General features: G+C 63.6%; 16 protein-coding genes. 3 read left to right on the top strand and 13 right to left on the bottom strand.

Annotated features, from left to right (window positions below):
* Positions 1-93: 93 nt before the first annotated feature.
* From JHD73_RS09435 to apbC, 12 genes are all read right to left on the bottom strand, one after another.
* The gene (locus JHD73_RS09435; protein WP_199030030.1) at positions 94-636 is read right to left on the bottom strand and encodes a superoxide dismutase family protein; all 543 of its coding nucleotides are present in this window, start codon (positions 634-636) and stop codon (positions 94-96) included.
* A 78-nt stretch (positions 637-714) separates the two neighbouring features.
* Positions 715-1,047: a hypothetical protein gene (locus JHD73_RS09430; protein WP_199030029.1), complete on the bottom strand. Its 333-nt coding sequence runs from the start codon at positions 1,045-1,047 to the stop codon at positions 715-717.
* Between the two features lie 35 nt (positions 1,048-1,082).
* Positions 1,083-2,240, bottom strand: a complete 1,158-nt coding sequence (locus JHD73_RS09425) for a formate dehydrogenase subunit gamma (protein ID WP_199030028.1) — start codon at positions 2,238-2,240, stop codon at positions 1,083-1,085.
* A gap of 23 nt (positions 2,241-2,263) precedes the next feature.
* Positions 2,264-2,500, bottom strand: a complete 237-nt coding sequence (locus tag JHD73_RS09420; RefSeq protein WP_199030027.1) for a hypothetical protein — start codon at positions 2,498-2,500, stop codon at positions 2,264-2,266.
* A gap of 2 nt (positions 2,501-2,502) precedes the next feature.
* Entirely contained in the window at positions 2,503-3,189 is a 687-nt protein-coding gene (fdh3B, locus tag JHD73_RS09415; RefSeq protein WP_199030026.1) for a formate dehydrogenase FDH3 subunit beta, read from the bottom strand.
* 16 nt (positions 3,190-3,205) lie between these two features.
* Positions 3,206-6,202, bottom strand: a complete 2,997-nt coding sequence (locus JHD73_RS09410; RefSeq protein WP_199030025.1) for a formate dehydrogenase subunit alpha — start codon at positions 6,200-6,202, stop codon at positions 3,206-3,208.
* A gap of 70 nt (positions 6,203-6,272) precedes the next feature.
* The gene (locus JHD73_RS09405; RefSeq protein WP_199030024.1) at positions 6,273-6,533 is read right to left on the bottom strand and encodes a ubiquinol-cytochrome c reductase iron-sulfur subunit N-terminal domain-containing protein; all 261 of its coding nucleotides are present in this window, start codon (positions 6,531-6,533) and stop codon (positions 6,273-6,275) included.
* A gap of 234 nt (positions 6,534-6,767) precedes the next feature.
* Entirely contained in the window at positions 6,768-7,439 is a 672-nt protein-coding gene (locus tag JHD73_RS09400; protein WP_199030023.1) for a molecular chaperone, read from the bottom strand.
* Between the two features lie 26 nt (positions 7,440-7,465).
* Positions 7,466-9,625 (bottom strand): 4Fe-4S binding protein, encoded by a 2,160-nt coding sequence (locus tag JHD73_RS09395; protein ID WP_199030022.1) that lies wholly within the window; start codon positions 9,623-9,625, stop codon positions 7,466-7,468.
* Positions 9,626-9,706: 81 nt separating this feature from the next.
* Positions 9,707-10,264, bottom strand: coding sequence for a DUF3306 domain-containing protein (locus JHD73_RS09390; protein ID WP_199030021.1), 558 nt, complete (start codon positions 10,262-10,264; stop codon positions 9,707-9,709).
* Positions 10,265-10,275: 11 nt separating this feature from the next.
* Complete coding sequence (locus JHD73_RS09385; protein WP_199030020.1) at positions 10,276-10,806, bottom strand: DUF3305 domain-containing protein; 531 nt, start codon at positions 10,804-10,806, stop codon at positions 10,276-10,278.
* Between the two features lie 3 nt (positions 10,807-10,809).
* A complete protein-coding gene (apbC, locus tag JHD73_RS09380) occupies positions 10,810-11,898 on the bottom strand; it encodes an iron-sulfur cluster carrier protein ApbC (RefSeq protein ID WP_199030042.1) in 1,089 nt (362 codons plus the stop codon).
* Positions 11,899-12,104: 206 nt separating this feature from the next.
* On the opposite strand from apbC, the gene JHD73_RS09375 reads away from it, so the two are divergent.
* Both JHD73_RS09375 and metG read left to right on the top strand, forming a co-directional pair.
* Complete coding sequence (locus JHD73_RS09375) at positions 12,105-12,734, top strand: OmpA family protein (RefSeq protein WP_199030019.1); 630 nt, start codon at positions 12,105-12,107, stop codon at positions 12,732-12,734.
* A gap of 293 nt (positions 12,735-13,027) precedes the next feature.
* Entirely contained in the window at positions 13,028-15,097 is a 2,070-nt protein-coding gene (metG, locus tag JHD73_RS09370; protein WP_199030018.1) for a methionine--tRNA ligase, read from the top strand.
* A gap of 186 nt (positions 15,098-15,283) precedes the next feature.
* Here metG and JHD73_RS09365 read toward each other — a convergent pair whose 3' ends face one another.
* The gene (locus JHD73_RS09365; protein WP_199030017.1) at positions 15,284-16,123 is read right to left on the bottom strand and encodes an IclR family transcriptional regulator; all 840 of its coding nucleotides are present in this window, start codon (positions 16,121-16,123) and stop codon (positions 15,284-15,286) included.
* Positions 16,124-16,226: 103 nt separating this feature from the next.
* Here JHD73_RS09365 and JHD73_RS09360 point away from each other — a divergent pair, with 103 nt between their 5' ends.
* Positions 16,227-17,420, top strand: coding sequence for an acyl-CoA dehydrogenase (locus JHD73_RS09360; RefSeq protein ID WP_199030016.1), 1,194 nt, complete (start codon positions 16,227-16,229; stop codon positions 17,418-17,420).
* Positions 17,421-17,608 lie beyond the last annotated feature (188 nt).

Here is a 17,608-nt window from a genome sequence, read left to right as displayed (position 1 = left end):
GCGTGCCCGAAAAAAAAAAGCGCACGGCAAGCGTGCGCATAGGCATGCGGTTGGCGCCCCCTTTCTCAAGCGGGCGCCGCGTGCGGGCTTAGGTCAATTGGCCACGATCACGCCGCAGGCGATGCGCCCGCCGGAATTGCCGGTGGGTTGGGTTACATAGTCATCCTTGCCAGCGTGAACGATCAGCGCGTGGCCGACCAGGCTGGTCGGACCGGGCGTGAGCGTGACGCCTGACAGCGTGATCGAACCGACGGCCTTGCCGTTGGCATCGGATTGCAGCATCGGGATGTCGCCAGCATGGTGCGGGCCGCTGACCGGGTTGCCGTGTTGCTGGCCGGTCGGGTTGAAGTGCCCGCCCGCGCTCATGCCATCAGCCGAGGAGCAGTCGCCCTTCTCGTGCACGTGGAAACCGAACATGCCGTTGGCCGGCAAGCCGGAAATATCCACAGCCATGGCAACCCGATTGTCGCCTTGCTGCACCAGCTTCACGCTGCCCTGCACGGTGCTGCCGCTCTTGGGCGCCAGCACGGCCGAGGCCGCCATGGCCGAATCAGCCGCCTTGGCCGTCGAGCCCGTATTCGATGCGCAGCCAGCCATCAGGCCGATCACGGCGAGTCCAATCGCGAATTGCTTCATGCGTCACCTCCAGTCAGGGTTCACTTGCGAGCGGACGATTGTACTGCCGGATGATGAACTCGCAACATGGGCGGCGCTTCAACCTTTGGCAACAGGCGCCGATGCTGCTGGCGCGGCCGCAGCCGGCGTCGGTGGAACAAAGGGCCCCGGGTCGGCGCACGGCGTGCCCGGCTGTGTATGCGCGCCCTTGCCGCTGGCCTGGTAAGCCATCGCAGCCTTATCTTGTGCTTTGCACAATTGAAACGCGGCGACCTTGTCGCTCCAGGCCGCCTTGGCTTTGTCCACTTCGGCCTTGGCCTTCTGTTCTTCGGTTGGCGCTGGCAACTTAGCTGCGGCCTGCGTGCCAGCCAAGCCCAACACAGCAGCAGCCAGCGTCAACCCCATGGCGCGCGTCATCGTGAAAGCATGCATGGTGAAATTCCTTGAGTCGATGGCGGTCAGCGGTATCACGGTTTGGCAGGCTGCTCGCTCGGTGCCGACGGCGCAGGCGGTTGCGAGCGCTGCGCGGGAATCTTGCCGGCCTTGATGTCGTCGTACCAGAGTTCGTGGTGCTCCTTGGCCCAGGCTTCGTCGACATAGCCATCACGCATGGCGCGGTACGCACCCTCCATGCCGATCGTGCCCATGTAGATATGGCCCAGCGACATGCAGATCATGCCCACCGCCGCGATGGCATGGATGATCTCGGCCAGCTGCATCGTGCTGCGGTAATAGTCCACGCCCGGGACGATGCGATCCAGCATCCAGCCCGAAGCCGACAGGATCAGCCCAAACAGGACAAGACCGCCCCAGAACCAGAGCTTCTCGCCAGCGTTGAAGCGATGCGACGGTGGCTCATGACCGCCGCCAAACAGACCGCCGGCCTTCAGTATCCACTGCAGATCGATCCCGCGCGGCAGGTTGTCCCGCACCCACATCACAAAGGCCACGATGATGCTGACCGTGAACAGCGGCCCGATCAGGTTGTGCAGGTTTTTCAGCACGTACGTCAGCCAGCCGAACAACTGGTGGCCCAGGATCGGCAGCAGGAAATGCTTGCCCCACAGCATGACAATGCCAGACACGCCCAACGTGACGAAGGAGATCGCCATGGTCCAGTGCACGTAGCGCTCGGTGGGCGTAAAGCGCTCGATCTTCCGGCCGGTCGGCTTTTCCTTCAGACGGATCGCCCCCTTCCACAGGAAGAAACCGAGGATGACCAATGGCACAAGCACCACGAGCCAGCCGCCCCACACGGTGATGACGCCGTTGCGGAACAGGCGCCATTTTTGCCCCGTGCGCTGGATCAGCACGCCGGCTTCCAGACCGGGGATGCTGGCGTAATGCGCCTGGTCGGAATTGACTTCGCGCCAGACCGGCGCGTTGTTGCCGGGCTGCGTGGTGCGACGCGCAGCCTGGTCCTGCGCTTCCTTGGCCAGATCACGCTTGTGCACATCAAACACGTTCTCCGAAACGATGTTGGAGAACGGCTGCGCCGGCTGTACAGCCGGGTTGACTGGTGCATTCGCAGCGGCTGGCGCACTGGCCGGCTGCTGCGCGCTGGCGAGCATCGCCGCGCCGCCGAGCAGCAGCGTCATCACCCAATGTTTCCAAGAAGTGCCCATGGACGGACCTCCGCTTGCGCGCGTCATGGCGTCTTGTTGTACTCGTTCTGGTATTGGCCCCGGGCGCGGATCTGGTTCTCCCAGCTCGTACGGTCGCCGGGCGTCCAGTTCTTGGCCATGAACGGATCGCCGGGGGCGCCCGTGTAGGCAGGGGCGTCGTCCTTGCGATGCGAGGCGAAGGCGGTCTGCGCGCGCTCGCCGCAGCCGGCCAGCAGTGCGGCCAAGCTGACCAGTGCCAGTGCAATCCAGGTCGGCTTCATGATCAATACGCTCCTGAGACGGGCGTTTCCGGCTTGCCCGGTGCGGCGGGCGCAGGCGGGGTAGCCGGAGCTGTCTGGCCGCCCTTGCCCTGCGCGCCGCCCGCGCCACCATAGGCCGTACCCCACCCAAACAAATCTGCGCCCTTGCCGCGCTTCATCACACGGTTACGCAAGATGTCGGAAATCACGTCGCCGTCGCCGCCGAGCAGCGCCTTGGTCGAGCACATTTCCGCGCACAGCGGCAGCTTGCCCTCGGCCAGGCGATTGCGGCCGTACTTTTCAAATTCTTCTTCGCTACCGTTCTTTTCGGGGCCGCCCGAGCAGAACGTGCACTTGTCCATCTTCCCACGCACGCCGAAGGTGCCTTGGCTGGGGAACTGCGGCGCGCCAAACGGACACGCGTACGAGCAGTAACCGCAGCCGATACAGACGTCCTTGTCGTGCAGCACCACACCATCTTCGGTGCGGTAGAAGCAATCGACGGGGCAGACCGCCATGCAGGGTGCGTCAGAGCAATGCATGCACGCCACGGAGATGGATTTTTCCGCTCCGATCATGCCGTCATTGATGGTGACCACGCGGCGCCGATTCACGCCCCAAGGCACCTCGTGTTCGTTCTTGCAGGCCGTGGCGCAGGCGTTGCATTCGATGCAGCGCTCGCTGTCACAGATGAATTTCATGCGTGCCATGTTGATCTCCCCGTCCTTATGCGAACCGCTCGATCTGGCAGACCGTCGTTTTCGTTTCCTGCATCATCGTCACCGAGTCGTAACCATACGTGGTGGCCGTGTTGACGGCCTCGCCGCGCACGATCGGGTGGGCGCCTTCGGGGTAGTAGTCAAGCAGGTCCTTGCCCTGCCACCAGCCCGAGAAGTGGAACGGGATGAAGGCGTGGTCCACGCCCACACGCTCCGTCACCAACGCGCGCACCTTGATCTGGGCGCCGGTCGGCGTCTTGACCCAGACAAAGTCGTTGTGACGGATGCCCCGGTCGGCCGCAGCCTTCGGGTTGATCTCGACAAAGTTCTCTTGCTGCAACTCAGCCAGCCACGGGTTCGAGCGCGTCTCTTCACCGCCCCCCTCGTACTCCACCAGGCGGCCGGAGGTGAGGATGATCGGGAATTTCTCGTAGACCTTGTTCTCGATATTGCGCTGCTGCACTGTCTTGTACAGCGTGGGCAGGCGCCAGAAGGCTTTCTTGTCGTCGTGCGTCGGGTACTTGGCGACCATGTCGGGCCGCGTGGAATACAGCGGCTCGCGGTGCTGCGGGATTGCATCCGGGAAGTTCCACACGATGGCGCGCGCCTTGGCGTTGCCGAACGGGTGGCAGCCATGCTTCATCACCACACGTTGGATACCGCCGGAGAGGTCGGTCTTCCAATTCTTGCCTTCGGCAGCCTTCTTCTCGGCGTCGGTCAGGTCATCCCACCAGCCGAGCTTCTTGAGGAAGACATGGTCGAATTCGGGGTAGCCGGTGGTCAGGTCTGAGCCGAGCGAGCACGAGCCATCCTCCGCCAGCAGGTTGACGCCGTCGCGTTCCACGCCAAAGTTGGCGCGGAAGTTGCCGCCGCCTTCCATCACGTGCTTGCTCGTGTCGTACAGGTTGGGCGAGCCGGGGTGCTTGAGTTCCGGTGTGCCGTAGCACGGCCACGGCAGGCCGAAATAGTCTCCGGTGAGGTCGTAGCCGGTTTCCGGGTCTTTGCCGCCCTTGCAGCGCAGCGTGCGCACATCAAACAGATGCATGTTGCGCATGTGGGCCTTCAAGCGTTCCGGCGACTGGCCGGTGTAGCCGATGGTCCAGTTGCCGCGGTTGATCTCGCGCAGGATCGATTCGATCTCTGGCTCGCGCCAGGTCATGCCGGCGCGCTTGTATTCCGTGATCTTGCAACCCTTCGACAGCTCCTTGCCGAAGCCGAGCCGATCCGCAAAGGCCTGCATGATGACGTGGTCGGGCTGCGACTCGAACAGCGGCTCGATCACCTGCTCGCGCCATTGCAGCGAGCGGTTGGAGGCCGTGCATGAACCCCGCGTTTCGAACTGCGTAGCCGCCGGCAGCAGATACACCGCCCGGTTCGGGTTCGGTGCCGTACCGTCCGCAGCAGGCATGTTTGCCATTGCCGCTGTGGCCGACGGATACGGATCGATCACCACCAACAGATCGATCTTGTCGAGCGCGCGCTTGATGTCCATCCCGCGCGTCTGTGAGTTGGGCGCATGGCCCCAGTAGAAGACGGCGCGAACGTTGTTGTCCTGGTCGATCAGGTCGTTCTTCTCCAGCACCGCATCGGCCCAGCGCGAGACGGTCGTGCCGGACTTCTCCATCATCGCCTGCGAGGCGAAGCGGCCCTTGATCCAGTCGTAGTCGACATCCCACACCTTGGCGAAGTGCTTCCACGCACCGGTGGCCAGGCCGTAGTAGCCCGGCAGTGAATCCGGGTTGGGACCAACGTCGGTGGCGCCCTGCACGTTGTCATGGCCGCGGAAGATGTTGGCGCCGCCGCCCGACTTGCCGATGTTCCCCAGCGCCAGTTGCACCAGGCACGACGCACGCACGATGGCATTGCCGATGGTGTGCTGCGTCTGGCCCATGCACCACACCAGCGTGCTCGGACGGTTCATCGCCATCATCTGCGCGACTTTGAACACCTGCGCTTCGGGCACACCGCATACCTCTTCCACCTTGTCCGGCGTCCACTTGGCGAACACCTCTTCGCGCACCTTGTCCATGCCGTAGACGCGGTCGTGGATGTACTGCTTATCTTCCCAGCCGTTCTTGAAGATGTGATACAGCACGCCGAACAGGAACGCGATGTCGGTGCCCGAGCGGATGCGCACGTACTCGTCAGACTTGGCCGCCGTGCGCGTGTAGCGCGGGTCGACCACGATGACCTTGCAGCCGGTTTCCTTGGCATGCAGCAGATGCAGCATCGACACCGGGTGCGCCTCGGCCGCGTTGGAGCCGATGTACAACGCGCACTTGGCGTTCTGCATGTCGTTGTACGAGTTGGTCATCGCGCCGTAGCCCCAGGTGTTGGCCACGCCGGCCACGGTGGTGCTGTGGCAGATGCGCGCCTGGTGGTCGCAATTGTTGGTGCCGAAGAACGACACCCACTTGCGCAACAGGTACGCCTGCTCGTTGCTGTGTTTGGATGACCCTACGAAGAAGAACGAATCCGGCCCGGTTTCCTGGCGGATCGTCTGCATCTTGGCGACGATCTCGTTCAACGCCTGCTCCCAGCTGATGCGCTGGTAACGGCCATCGACGAGCTTCATCGGCGTCTTGAGGCGGTATTCGCCGTGGCCGTGCTCGCGCAGGGCCGCGCCCTTGGCGCAGTGCGCGCCCAGGTTGATCGGCGAGTCGAACACCGGCTCCTGACGCACCCATACGCCGTTCTGCACCACAGCATCCACCGAGCAGCCGACCGAGCAGTGCGAGCACACTGTACGACGCACAACGATGTCGCCCTTGCCGTCGGCGGCCTGAGCCTCGCCCACCACCGATTTCTTCACCAGCGAGAGTTGCGTGGCCGCCAGCCCCGCGCCAACACCAATGCCGGAGCGCTTGAGGAAGGTGCGGCGGTCCATGGTCGGCAGCGCGCCGGCCAAGCTGCGTGCCAGACTGCCGGCCAACGATGCTGTGCCCTGACGACGTGCCGAGGCGGTTTTGGTGTCCTGTACCGCCGGTTTGCGGGTCAGAAGCATAGGGGTCACCTGAAGATGTGGGGTGCGTGCGATGACAACAGTGGGGCAAGCGGGTGCGAATGCGCCCGCGTCAGATCCACGTTGTCTTGTAGTACTTGCGGATGTGCTCGCTCAGGCGGTAGCCCGTCGCGCCATCGTCAGCGGGTTCGGGCTGCGGCGTGGCCGAGGCGATTGGCGTTTGCGCCAGATGGTTTGCCGTGGCGGCGGTGCCGGCAGCAGCAGCCGCGACGGCGGCGCCCATCAGAAAACGGCGGCGTGTCGGCGCGTTGTCTGCGGACTCCGCTGAATCTGCTTGCGGACGGACGTGAGGGACAGTGTTCGGACCTGGCATCTCGATGCTCCCCGGTTTTGTGAAACCGATGATCGAATCTAATAGGAATTATCCGACATATTTTAGAAGCAACTGTCGGGGAAAACCATGCCTGACACGCTTACCGGCTAAGTTTTCTGACGATTTGGCGATAATTTTTCGCAATCAGCACAAATTGACGCACCCCGCCATGACATGGGCGGGGCCTTGCTCTTGGCGGCGTGCTGATTTCTTAGGCAAGTATCCGGCGTGCAGTCACGCCAATTCGAGCGCGAGCCGCTCGACTTCAAAAAACGCTTTGGCCAAACCCGCCGCGTCGGCATAAAAGCGGGCACGCGGATGCTGCAATACAGCATCGCAAGCGGTCTCGACCCATGACGCCAGATGTCGCTGGAAGAAGGCGCGCTGCTCTTCCACATGGGCGATGGCCTCGTCGTCGCCGGCAATCAGGTAGCGCATGACTTCGCACAGCGTGGCGAGGTGGTCTTCGGTTTCGGTGATGCCTTCGGCGCGCTCCAGGCCGTAGCGGCGCAGGTCGTCGCGTAGCACCACCAGCGGTTTCTCGTTGAGGAAGCCAGCCTGATAGTAGGAGCCGTACAGGAACACCTCAGGTTTGCCGACACCGATGAACAGCTCGGTGTATTCGTCATCAGCCTGCGCCGCGGTGGTCTGGCCGGCGCGCGCGACAAGATGGCGCCAGGCCTGCGTGAGCGCGCTGCTGGCGGCGGCTTGCGCATCAGCCGGGTCGGCGTCACTCTCGCTGGCAGGCTCCAATGGCGCTGCCGCAATCCGTTGCAGCAAATCGGCGTCCGGCGCATGGAAGAACAGCGTCGCCAGCAAACCGTAGAGATCTGCACGGGCGAGATCCTCGGCACTGTCGGCGGGTGTGGCGGCGCGTTGGAATTGCAAGGGCTGGGCGTCGGTCATGGGAAACGGAAACGTAAATTCGTTCTTCAGTGGGTGGTGCCCGGACGTTCGCCGCGCTCCATCATATCGATCACACGGCAGTCGCCACACATCTTCAGGCGCTCGGCAGCGGCACCAGAAAACGCCGGATGCGCACCGAGCTTGGCCAGCATCGTGGTGACCATCTGCGCCGTGCCGAACGGCTTGCCGCAGCGGACACAGTGGAACGGCTGCGTCTCGTTCAGCGTGACGGGCTGGCGCGCCACAGCCGACAGGTTCAGGCGCGGCACAAGCGCAATGGCGTCTTCGGGGCACGTGGTCTCGCACAGGCCGCACTGGACGCAGTTGCGCTCGATCATCGCCAGCACGGGGCGCTCGGCCTGATCGCGTAACGCCTGCGATGGGCAGGCTCCCACGCAGGCCATGCACAGCGTGCAGCGCTCGCGGTCCACGGTGATGGCGCCAAACGGTGCGCCGGCCGGTAGCGGGATCACGGCCTCGGTGGTCTTGGCGTGGCGGGCAAGATGGTCGAGCGCGAAATCGAGCGTCTCGCGCTTGGCGGCAGCCACGGCGAATGTCGCGGCGGGCATGTCACACCGGAACCCACGCAGCGGGCCGGATACGTCAGCTGCATTCAAGCGCGCATCGAGCGTAGCCGGATCGGCAACATCAATCAGCACAACGCTCGATGCATCGGCTCGCTCGCCCAGGCCTTGCAGCACAGCCTGCGCCACTGCGATCTGCTCTGCGAGCATCGCCCTGTACTGCGGCGCGTCGTCTTCGGTCAGCAGAATGGCGATACGTGCGGCGCCATAGGCAAGCGCCGAGAGCCACACCTCCAGCCCCGTCGACGCGGCGTGAAACACTTCGACCGGGAGCACATTCACAGGCACGCCCTGTGCCTTGCCGGTCCGTGCGGCGCGGCCGAGGTGTTCGATCAACGCGCGGCCCCGCTCACCGTTGTGCAGCAGGACCACTGCATCGCGCCCACCCGCCGCTGCGTAGGTGTTCAGCAGCGTCTTGAGTTTGCGACCCTGGTACGGTGCGCTCGGGTACGCATAGGTGATGGCGCCGGTGGGGCACGCCGTCGTGCAGGCACCGCAGCCGACGCACAGGTTGGGCGTGACGTGCACGCTACCGCGTCCGTCCTTCCATTGCGACGAGATGGCCGCTGCGGAGCACACCTGCACGCACGCATCGCAACCGACCTGGCCGTTACGTCCGTGCGCGCAGATCGATTCCTTGTACTGGAAGAACCTGGGTTTCTCAAACTCGCCCACCCTCTGCAGCAATGCGAGTGAGGCGGCCAACTGGCGCCCCGCATCGGCACCGGCGTGGAAGTAGCCTTGCGGCGGCTGGTGCTGGGCAAAGGCCGGCGCATCGTTTAGGTCGAAGATCAGGTCGAACTGGCCGGACAGTGTTTGCGGTGCGTCCACGCGGCCAAAGTCGATCGCCATGGCCTCACCACAGGCCTTTACACAGTCGCGGTGGTCGCGGCACAGATCGAGATCAATCTGGTAGAGCGCGTCGATCGCATTTTCCGGACACACGTCGATGCAAGCGTTGCAGTGCGTGCAGCGATCCAGATCGATCGGATTGCGGTTGCGCCACTGCACCTCGAACGCGCCAAGCCAACCCCTGACCTCCACTTGTTCGCCGGCGTGGACAGGCCAGCGGCGCTCCATCGGCGGCGAGAGCGCGCCGGCAGATCGATCGCGCCCGATAGCAAGCACCGTCACGCTCAACTGATCAGCCAAACGCTCGGCCCAGGGCGTGACCCGTTCGGCGGGGCCGACGATCAACAGGTTGCCCTCGGAGCGGTAGTCGACCACAGGCACCGGGTCTGGCGCGGGCAACCCAGCCACCGCCAGCAGCGCTGCCGTCTTCGCATGGAAGCCACGCGCATCGCGTTTCGCCCCTGCCGACCACCCGCCCGTTTCGCGCACGTTCACGAAATGGATCGGCGCGGTCACACCTTCGTGCTGCGCAGCCACTTCAGCAAACAGCGCCTTCTCTTGTGTGCACGCGACGATCACGTCTTCGGTGCCGTCCAGCGCCTGCGTGAAAGCGCCGATCTCGCGGCGGCACAACAGGTGGTGTGTCTTGCCAGGCGCATCGATGGCGGCGTCGGACGCGCGCAGGGCATCGCTCACCGTATCGGCGTCGAGCGGCATGGTGTGATTGCAACTGCAGACCAGCGTTGGCATGAAATTGTGCGTATGTGCCCGCGTCTGACGCGCGGGCTATGGGGACATGGCCGCGCGGTCTCTGCCGCACGGTCCTCTTTTTTATTCTACGGACGGTGGCTTAGCGCTGCCATGCGGGCTTGCCTGGGCGGGGTCGTCAGCGACGGGCGCCTCGACGGGTTCGGGCGGCGTCTCGCCTGTCAGGGTGGGTGCAGCATCCGATACAGGCTCGATTCCTATCGGCGGACTCACATCCACATCCAGGGGCTCGAACAACCGCAGCTCCGCCGTGTGGCGCAGCTCGCGCAACATCTCAGGCGGAATCGGATCGGGCTGAGAATAGTCGTCGATGTAGGTGTCGAGCCCATCCATCACGTTGAAGTGCGGATCGGCGAAGAGCTTCTTGAGCGCGGCACGCTTGACGGCTTCGTCCACACCGCGTGCGACAAAGGGTGCGAAATCGTCGGCCGGCGTCAGCGCGGCGGCGTCTTCAAGCGTCAGGGGCGGCGCGTCGGGCGCAGGCTCGGCCAGCACCGGTTCGTGTGCAACGGCCGGCGCAGGCACCACCTCGGCGGGCGGGGCCTCCTCCGGTTCAGGCTCTCCGCGCCGTTGCGCCGTCTTACGGCGCGACCAGCGCGACAGGAAGGATTCGTCGTTCACAGCGGCTTCGCTCAGTACTTCGCGCGGTCTTCCGGCGGCAGGAACGATTCGGGCCGGCGCCGCTTCTTCGGCTCGGGGCGGTAGTTCTCGGCCACGTACGCCTGCAGCCACTCCAACGCGGCAGCGTCCAGCGGCACGTTCTCGACCGTCTCGCCACCATCGAGCCAGCGTCCGGCCTCGTTGTAGCTGACCGACACCGTGTGCGGAATCGCCCGGCCCTCATCAGCTGCACCCGATTCGCCCAGGCGCCACAGCACGAACCAGCAAGGCGCGGCGGAGGTTACGTTCAGGTAGTACCCCTCGGCCTCATCGCGGAACAGCGTGACGTTGAAGCCGGGCGTGAGCCAACGTTCTTCACTGTCTGAGCGATCGAGACAACGCGGTTCGCTGCCGTACTCACCCAGATCCGGCACGACGGCCTCCAGCCGCCACTGAAACGGCTGCCAGCGGTTGGCCGTCGGGCGGCGGCACAGCACCACCGCCATCCTCACGGACGGACGCTCCACCTTTCGATCATTGGGCAGCGGCTCAGTGGTGTCCATGGCTTACGTGTTCTGCACGACGATCGACGGGAACTTGCTCGTCATGTCCTTCGCCTTCTCGGCCACGGCAATGGCGACGCGACGCGCGATCTGCTTGTAGACACCGGCAATCGCACCATCGGGGTCAGCCACCACGGTCGGACGGCCCGAATCAGCCTGTTCGCGAATGGAGAGGTTTAGCGGCAGGCTGCCCAGGAACGGCACGCCATACTGCGCGCACATCTTCTCGCCACCACCCGCGCCAAAGATGTGTTCAGTGTGGCCACAGTTCGGGCAGCAGTACACCGCCATGTTCTCAACCACGCCGATGATGGGAATGCCCACCTTCTCGAACATCTTCAAACCCTTCTTGGCGTCGAGCAACGCGATGTCCTGCGGCGTGGTGACAATCACCGCGCCCGTCACGGGCACCTTCTGCGACAGCGTGAGCTGGATATCGCCCGTGCCCGGCGGCATATCGACGATCAGGTAATCGAGGTCACGCCAGTTGGTCTGCTTGAGCAGTTGCTCCAGCGCGGAGGTGACCATCGGACCGCGCCAGACCATCGGGTTGTCCTGCTCGATCAGGAAACCGATCGAATTGGCCTGCAGGCCGTGGCCCTCCATCGGCTCCATGGTCTTGCCATCGGCGGACTCCGGCTGGCCCTGGATACCCAGCATCATCGGCTGGCTCGGGCCGTAGATGTCGGCGTCGAGAATGCCGACATTGGCGCCTTCAGCAGCCAGCGCCAACGCCAGGTTCACTGCGGTGGTGGACTTGCCGACCCCGCCCTTGCCCGACGCCACGGCAATGATGTTCTTCACATTTGGCATCAGGTGCACACCGCGCTGCACCGCGTGCGCGACGATCTTCATCGACACCTGCACGCTCACATTGTCGACACCTTGTACCTGACGCAGCGCGCCGATCACCAGCTTGCGGATCGTATCGAACTGGCTTTTGGCCGGGTAGCCGAGCTCGACATCCAGCGATACCTCGCCGCCATCGACCCGGATATTGCGCACCGACTTCGACGACACCAGGTCGCGCTCGGTATTGGGATCCACCACGCCGCGCAGGGCTTCGGTGATCTGTTCGATGGTTACGCTCAACATTGACTCCACAAATCTAATGCGAATGGGGGACGGGCCAACGATTGCCCGACATGAACTTTGTCGGGTCCTGGCCACTCTATGTACTGTTTTGCTATTGTATTTTGCCGGCGCGACATTCGTCCGATTCCCCCCACATATCCCTCGGCCGTGCCGGCCATCGGCAAACCAAACAAGAACCGAACCCGTTATTCGTAGGAGAAACCATGAAAGCCAAGCTTATTTCCGTCTCGCTCGTCGCCTTGCTGGCGGCCGGCTGTGCCACCGAACAGCAGAACAATACCGCCGTCGGCACTGGCGTTGGTGCGGCTGTAGGCGCGGGCATCGGCGCACTGGTCGGTAACGGCAAGGGCGCGGCCATTGGCGGCGCGCTCGGCGCAGCGGCAGGCGCGGCCGCCGGCTACAACTGGGGCGCCATCAAGTCCAAGCTCGCCGGTGACACGGCTGGCACGGGCACGCAAATTTCGGAGCAACCTGACGGCTCGCTTAAGCTGAACATCCCGAGCCAGGTCTCGTTCGATACCGACAGCGCGGTGATCAAGCCATCGTTCCGCGGCCCGCTGGATAGCGTGGCGCAAACGCTGACCTCGCACCCGGAACTGGCCGCTAACGTGGTCGGCCACACAGATAGTACCGGCAACGCCAACTACAACATGACGCTGTCGCAGAAGCGCGCCCAAAGCGTGGCAAGCTATCTGACCGATCGCGGCGTTGCCCGCAATCGCTTGACGGCTGAGGGCCGTGGACAGACGCAGCCGGTTGCCGACAACGCTACCGAGGCCGGCCGCGCACAAAATCGTCGCGTCGAAATTTATTTGAAACCAATTCAAGGATGACCCTGTCATAGAGAACAGGTACCGCTTGCTGCGCATTGCTGGCTCGCGATGCGTGGCTGACCTCCCGGGCGGTACCTGATTTCTCCTCCTTTTCCGTTGTGGAAAGCTGCGCCGGCTCTGACCGGCGCTTTTTTTTGGATCACACAACCTGCGACGTCCTGCCGCAGCTTCCAAACCCCAGATTCCCACCATTCGTCACGCACCGGCCTGAGCCCGCCGGGCGCGCTAAAATACGCGTTTCTCCGCGCCGCCTTTTTTTTTTGCGGCCCGCCCGCACCTTTTTGGCCTGCCCCATGTCCGAACGTCGCATCCTCGTCACTTCCGCCCTGCCGTACGCCAACGGCCCGATCCACATCGGCCATCTGGTCGAGTACATCCAGACCGACATCTGGGTGCGCTTCCAGCGCATGCGCGGGCACGAAACCTACTACGTGGGTGCCGACGACACGCACGGCACACCCGTCATGCTGCGCGCCGAGAAGGAAGGCCTGACCCCGCGCCAACTGATCGAACGTGTCTGGACCGAGCACAAGCGCGACTTCGACAACTTCCTGATCTCGTTCGACAACTACTACAGCACCGACTCCGACGAGAACAAGGAACTATCCGAGCGCATCTACCTGCAGCTCAAGGAAAACGGCCTGATCGACGTGCGCGAAGTCGAGCAGTTCTACGACCCGGTCAAGGAGATGTTCCTGCCGGACCGCTTCATCAAGGGCGAGTGCCCCAAGTGCGGCGCGAAAGACCAGTACGGCGATTCGTGCGAAGTGTGCGGCGCGACCTACCAGCCGACCGACCTGAAGAACCCGTACTCCGTGGTGTCGGGCGCGACGCCGGTGCGCAAATCGTCGGAGCACTACTTCTTCAAGCTGTCTGACCCGCGCTGCGAGACCTTCCTGCGCGAGTGGGTGGCCGACCTGGCCCAACCCGAAGCCACCAACAAGATGCGCGAGTGGCTCGGCGACGATGGCGAAGCCAAGCTGTCGGACTGGGACATCTCGCGTGATGCACCGTACTTCGGCTTCGAAATTCCGGGCGCACCGGGCAAGTACTTCTACGTGTGGCTGGACGCACCGGTTGGCTACTACGCCAGCTTCAAGAACCTGAGCGCGAAGCTCGGCCTCGACTTCGAATCGTGGATCAGCGCGCACTCGACCACCGAGCAGTACCACTTCATCGGCAAGGACATCCTGTATTTCCACACGCTGTTCTGGCCGGCGATGCTCAAGTTCTCGGGCCATCGTACGCCGACCAACGTGTTCGCCCACGGCTTCCTGACCGTGGACGGCGCCAAGATGAGCAAGTCGCGCGGCACCTTCATCACCGCACAGAGCTACATCGACACGGGCCTGAACCCGGAGTGGCTGCGCTACTACTTCGCCGCCAAGCTGAACGCGACAATGGAAGACCTCGACCTGAACCTGGACGACTTCATCGCCCGCGTGAACAGCGACCTGGTCGGCAAGTTCGTCAACATCGCGAGCCGCTCGGCGGGCTTCCTGGTCAAGCGCTTCGAGGGCCGCGTGAGCGATGCCGCCCTCGGCCATCCGCTGATGGTGCAGTTGCGCGAAGCCGCCCCGCAAGTTGCTGATCTGTATGAGAAGCGCGAGTACAGCAAGGCCCTGCGTGCGGTGATGGAGCTGGCCGACGCCGTCAACGCGTTCGTCGACACCGAAAAGCCGTGGGACCTCGCCAAGGACGAAGCGAACCGCGAGAAGCTGCACGCTGCATGCTCCGTGGCGCTGGAGGCCTTCCGCCTGCTGGCTGTGTACCTCAAGCCGATTCTGCCGACCACGGTCGAGCGCATCGAAGCGTTCCTCAACGTTGAGCCGCTGACCTGGCGCTCGATTGATTCGGCACTGTCGTCGGCCAAGCCGATCCAGCCGTACTCACACCTGATGACGCGCGTGGACAAGAAGCAGGTGGATGCGCTGGTCGAAGCGAATCGTCAGTCGCTGCAGGCAACCACCGATGCACCGGTTGCCGCGGCCAACGGCGCTGCCACGATCGAACCGATGGCCGAGGCCATCACCATTGATGACTTCGCCAAGATTGACCTGCGCGTGGCCAAGATCGTCGCCTGCCAACGCGTGGAGGGCTCGAACAAGCTGCTGCAGCTCACGCTGGATGTGGGTGAGGAGAAGACACGCAACGTGTTCTCGGGCATCCAGTCGGCGTATGCGCCGGAAGACCTCGTGGGCAAACTGACCGTGATGGTTGCGAACCTCGCGCCGCGCAAGATGAAGTTCGGAATGTCAGAAGGGATGGTGTTGGCGGCTTCGGCTGCTGATGAGAAGGCTCAGCCGGGCCTGTACATCCTTGAGCCGCACGCCGGTGCTGTGCCGGGTATGCGTGTGCGTTGATTTTGTTGCTGGTCGGGATAGGTCTTGGTGGCCTATCTCTTGTTTCGTCCCTGCGGGGGCTGACTCACTTTCTTTGTCTTGCCAAAGAAAGTAAGCAAAGAAAGGCGCCATCTAGGGCATCAACGGCCAAAACATCATGGCGCCGCTGCTGTCCGCTAGGACAACCTCTCGTGGAACGCGCGGCGCCTACATGGCGGGCTCGACGACTTGTCCGAGCCGCGCCGCAAACTCCCGTAGCGCAGGGGCCAGTTCATCGCGAATGCGCTCGGTATCGGCCGCGGTGTACGGGGCGCTGCAGCTCACCACATAGGGCTCGCGCTGGCTCGGCGCGACGAACGCCACCGCGCACGCGTGGATGGCCGGGTGCCAGTCACGCAGCGACACCGCATACCCCTCCCGCACGCCGGCCTTCACTGCATCGTCTGCCGCTGCACCCTCCGCCGCCCACTGCGCGGGCTGTTGCGTACGCAACGCCTCATATAAGCGCTCGCGCCGCGCCGCCGGCAGCGACGCCAGATACGCCCGCCCCATCGAGCTCGACAGCAATGACAGCCGCGAGCCCACGCCCAACCCTGCCGAACCGCTCATCGATGGGCTGTCGTGGCGGATCGTTTCCAGATAGACCATGTCCAGCTTGTCACGCTTGCCGAGCGAAATCGACACGCCGTACTTCTGTGCAAACGCGCTCATGTGCGGCCGCGCGAGCTGGATCACATCGCTCGAAGCCAGGTAAGCAAACCCCAGCGCCAGCACGCCAGCATCCAGCCCGTATTTGCCAAGCGCCTCGTCATAACGCAGGTAGCCCAGCGAGACCAGCGTACCCGCCAATCGGCTGACCGTAGCCTTGGGAAAGCCCGTGCGCCGCACAAACTCCTGGTTGCCCAGCAGCGTGTCGCCAGGGCGGAACGCGCGCAGCAACTCTAGCCCGCGGGCAAGTGCCGTGACGAAGTTCGGATCACCTTCGCGATTGCTATCGCCAATGCCGCCGGTATCGAATTCGGGATCGGGGAGACGTGTCATGCTCATGGCAAAAAAGCCCTGGAAATCGTCGGTGGTTGCGCTATGATAGCTCTAAATTTCGAAACTGTGTTCCGTATCTCGGAACAACAAAAACTCGGAGACTACCACCGTGACCGCTCGCAACGCCTTCAACTGGGCCGATCCCCTGCTGCTCGACCAACAACTGACCGACGACGAGCGCATGGTGCGCGACGCCGCTGCCTCGTACTGCCAGGACAAACTGATGCCGCGCGTGCTGGAGTCGTTCCGGCATGAGAAAACCGATGCGTCGATCTTCCGCGAGATGGGTGAACTCGGCCTGCTAGGCCCGACGATTCCCGAGCAGTACGGCGGCCCGGGCCTGAACTACGTCAGCTACGGTCTGATCGCGCGCGAAGTTGAACGTGTGGACTCCGGCTATCGCTCGATGATGAGCGTGCAGTCATCGCTGGTGATGGTGCCGATCTACGAGTTCGGCAGCGAAGCGCAGAAGCAGAAATACCTGCCCAAGCTGGCCACCGGCGAGTGGATTGGCTGCTTCGGCCTGACCGAGCCGAACCACGGCTCCGACCCGGCCTCGATGATCACGCGTGCCAAGAAGGTCGACGGCGGCTACTCGCTGTCAGGCGCGAAGATGTGGATCACCAACTCGCCCATCGCTGATGTGTTTGTCGTGTGGGGCAAGCTGCCGAACGACAACGGCGAAGACGAGATCCGCGGCTTCATCCTGGAAAAGGGCTGGAAGGGCCTGTCGGCACCGGCGATCCACGGCAAGGTCGGCCTGCGTACCTCCATCACCGGTGAAATCGTGCTGGATGAGGTGTTTGTGCCGGAAGAGAACCTGATGCCCGGCGTGCGCGGCCTGAAGGGCCCGTTCACGTGCCTGAACTCGGCGCGCTATGGCATCGCGTGGGGCGCATTGGGTGCGGCGGAAGCCTGCTGGCACATCGCACGCCAGTACGTGCTGGATCGCAAGCAGTTCGGTCGCCCTCTCGCCGCCAACCAGCTTGTGCAAAAGAAGCTGGCCGACATGCAGACCGAAATCACACTCGGCCTGCAGGGCTGCCTGCGCCTGGGCCGCATGAAGGACGAAGGCACGGCTGCCGTGGAAATCACCTCGATCATGAAACGCAACTCGTGCGGCAAATCGCTCGACATCGCTCGCGTGGCGCGCGACATGCTGGGCGGCAACGGCATCTCCGATGAATTCGGTGTGATCCGCCACGTGGTGAACCTGGAAGTGGTGAATACGTACGAAGGCACGCACGACATCCACGCGCTGATCCTCGGCCGCGCACAGACCGGCATTCAGGCTTTCTTCTAATTGCGCTTTTCATTTTGGGCGGGTTGATGCACACTCGTGCCTCACCCGCCGCATCGTCTCGCCCGTTCTGGGCACTGTCGTTCTCTCCCCCGTGGTCTCCCAAGCGTTATACAAATTTGCAAATGATCGGGATACGTCTCGCCGCATGAATCGGCCGTGGGCGCCCGTCTATGCTTCGCACCAAGTGC

Origin of the sequence: Ralstonia sp. ASV6, from assembly GCF_016429285.1 — a bacterium.
Lineage (GTDB): Bacteria > Pseudomonadota > Gammaproteobacteria > Burkholderiales > Burkholderiaceae > Ralstonia > Ralstonia flaminis.
Note: the sequence above shows the minus strand (reverse complement) of the source record. Positions and strands in the feature narration are given on the sequence as shown.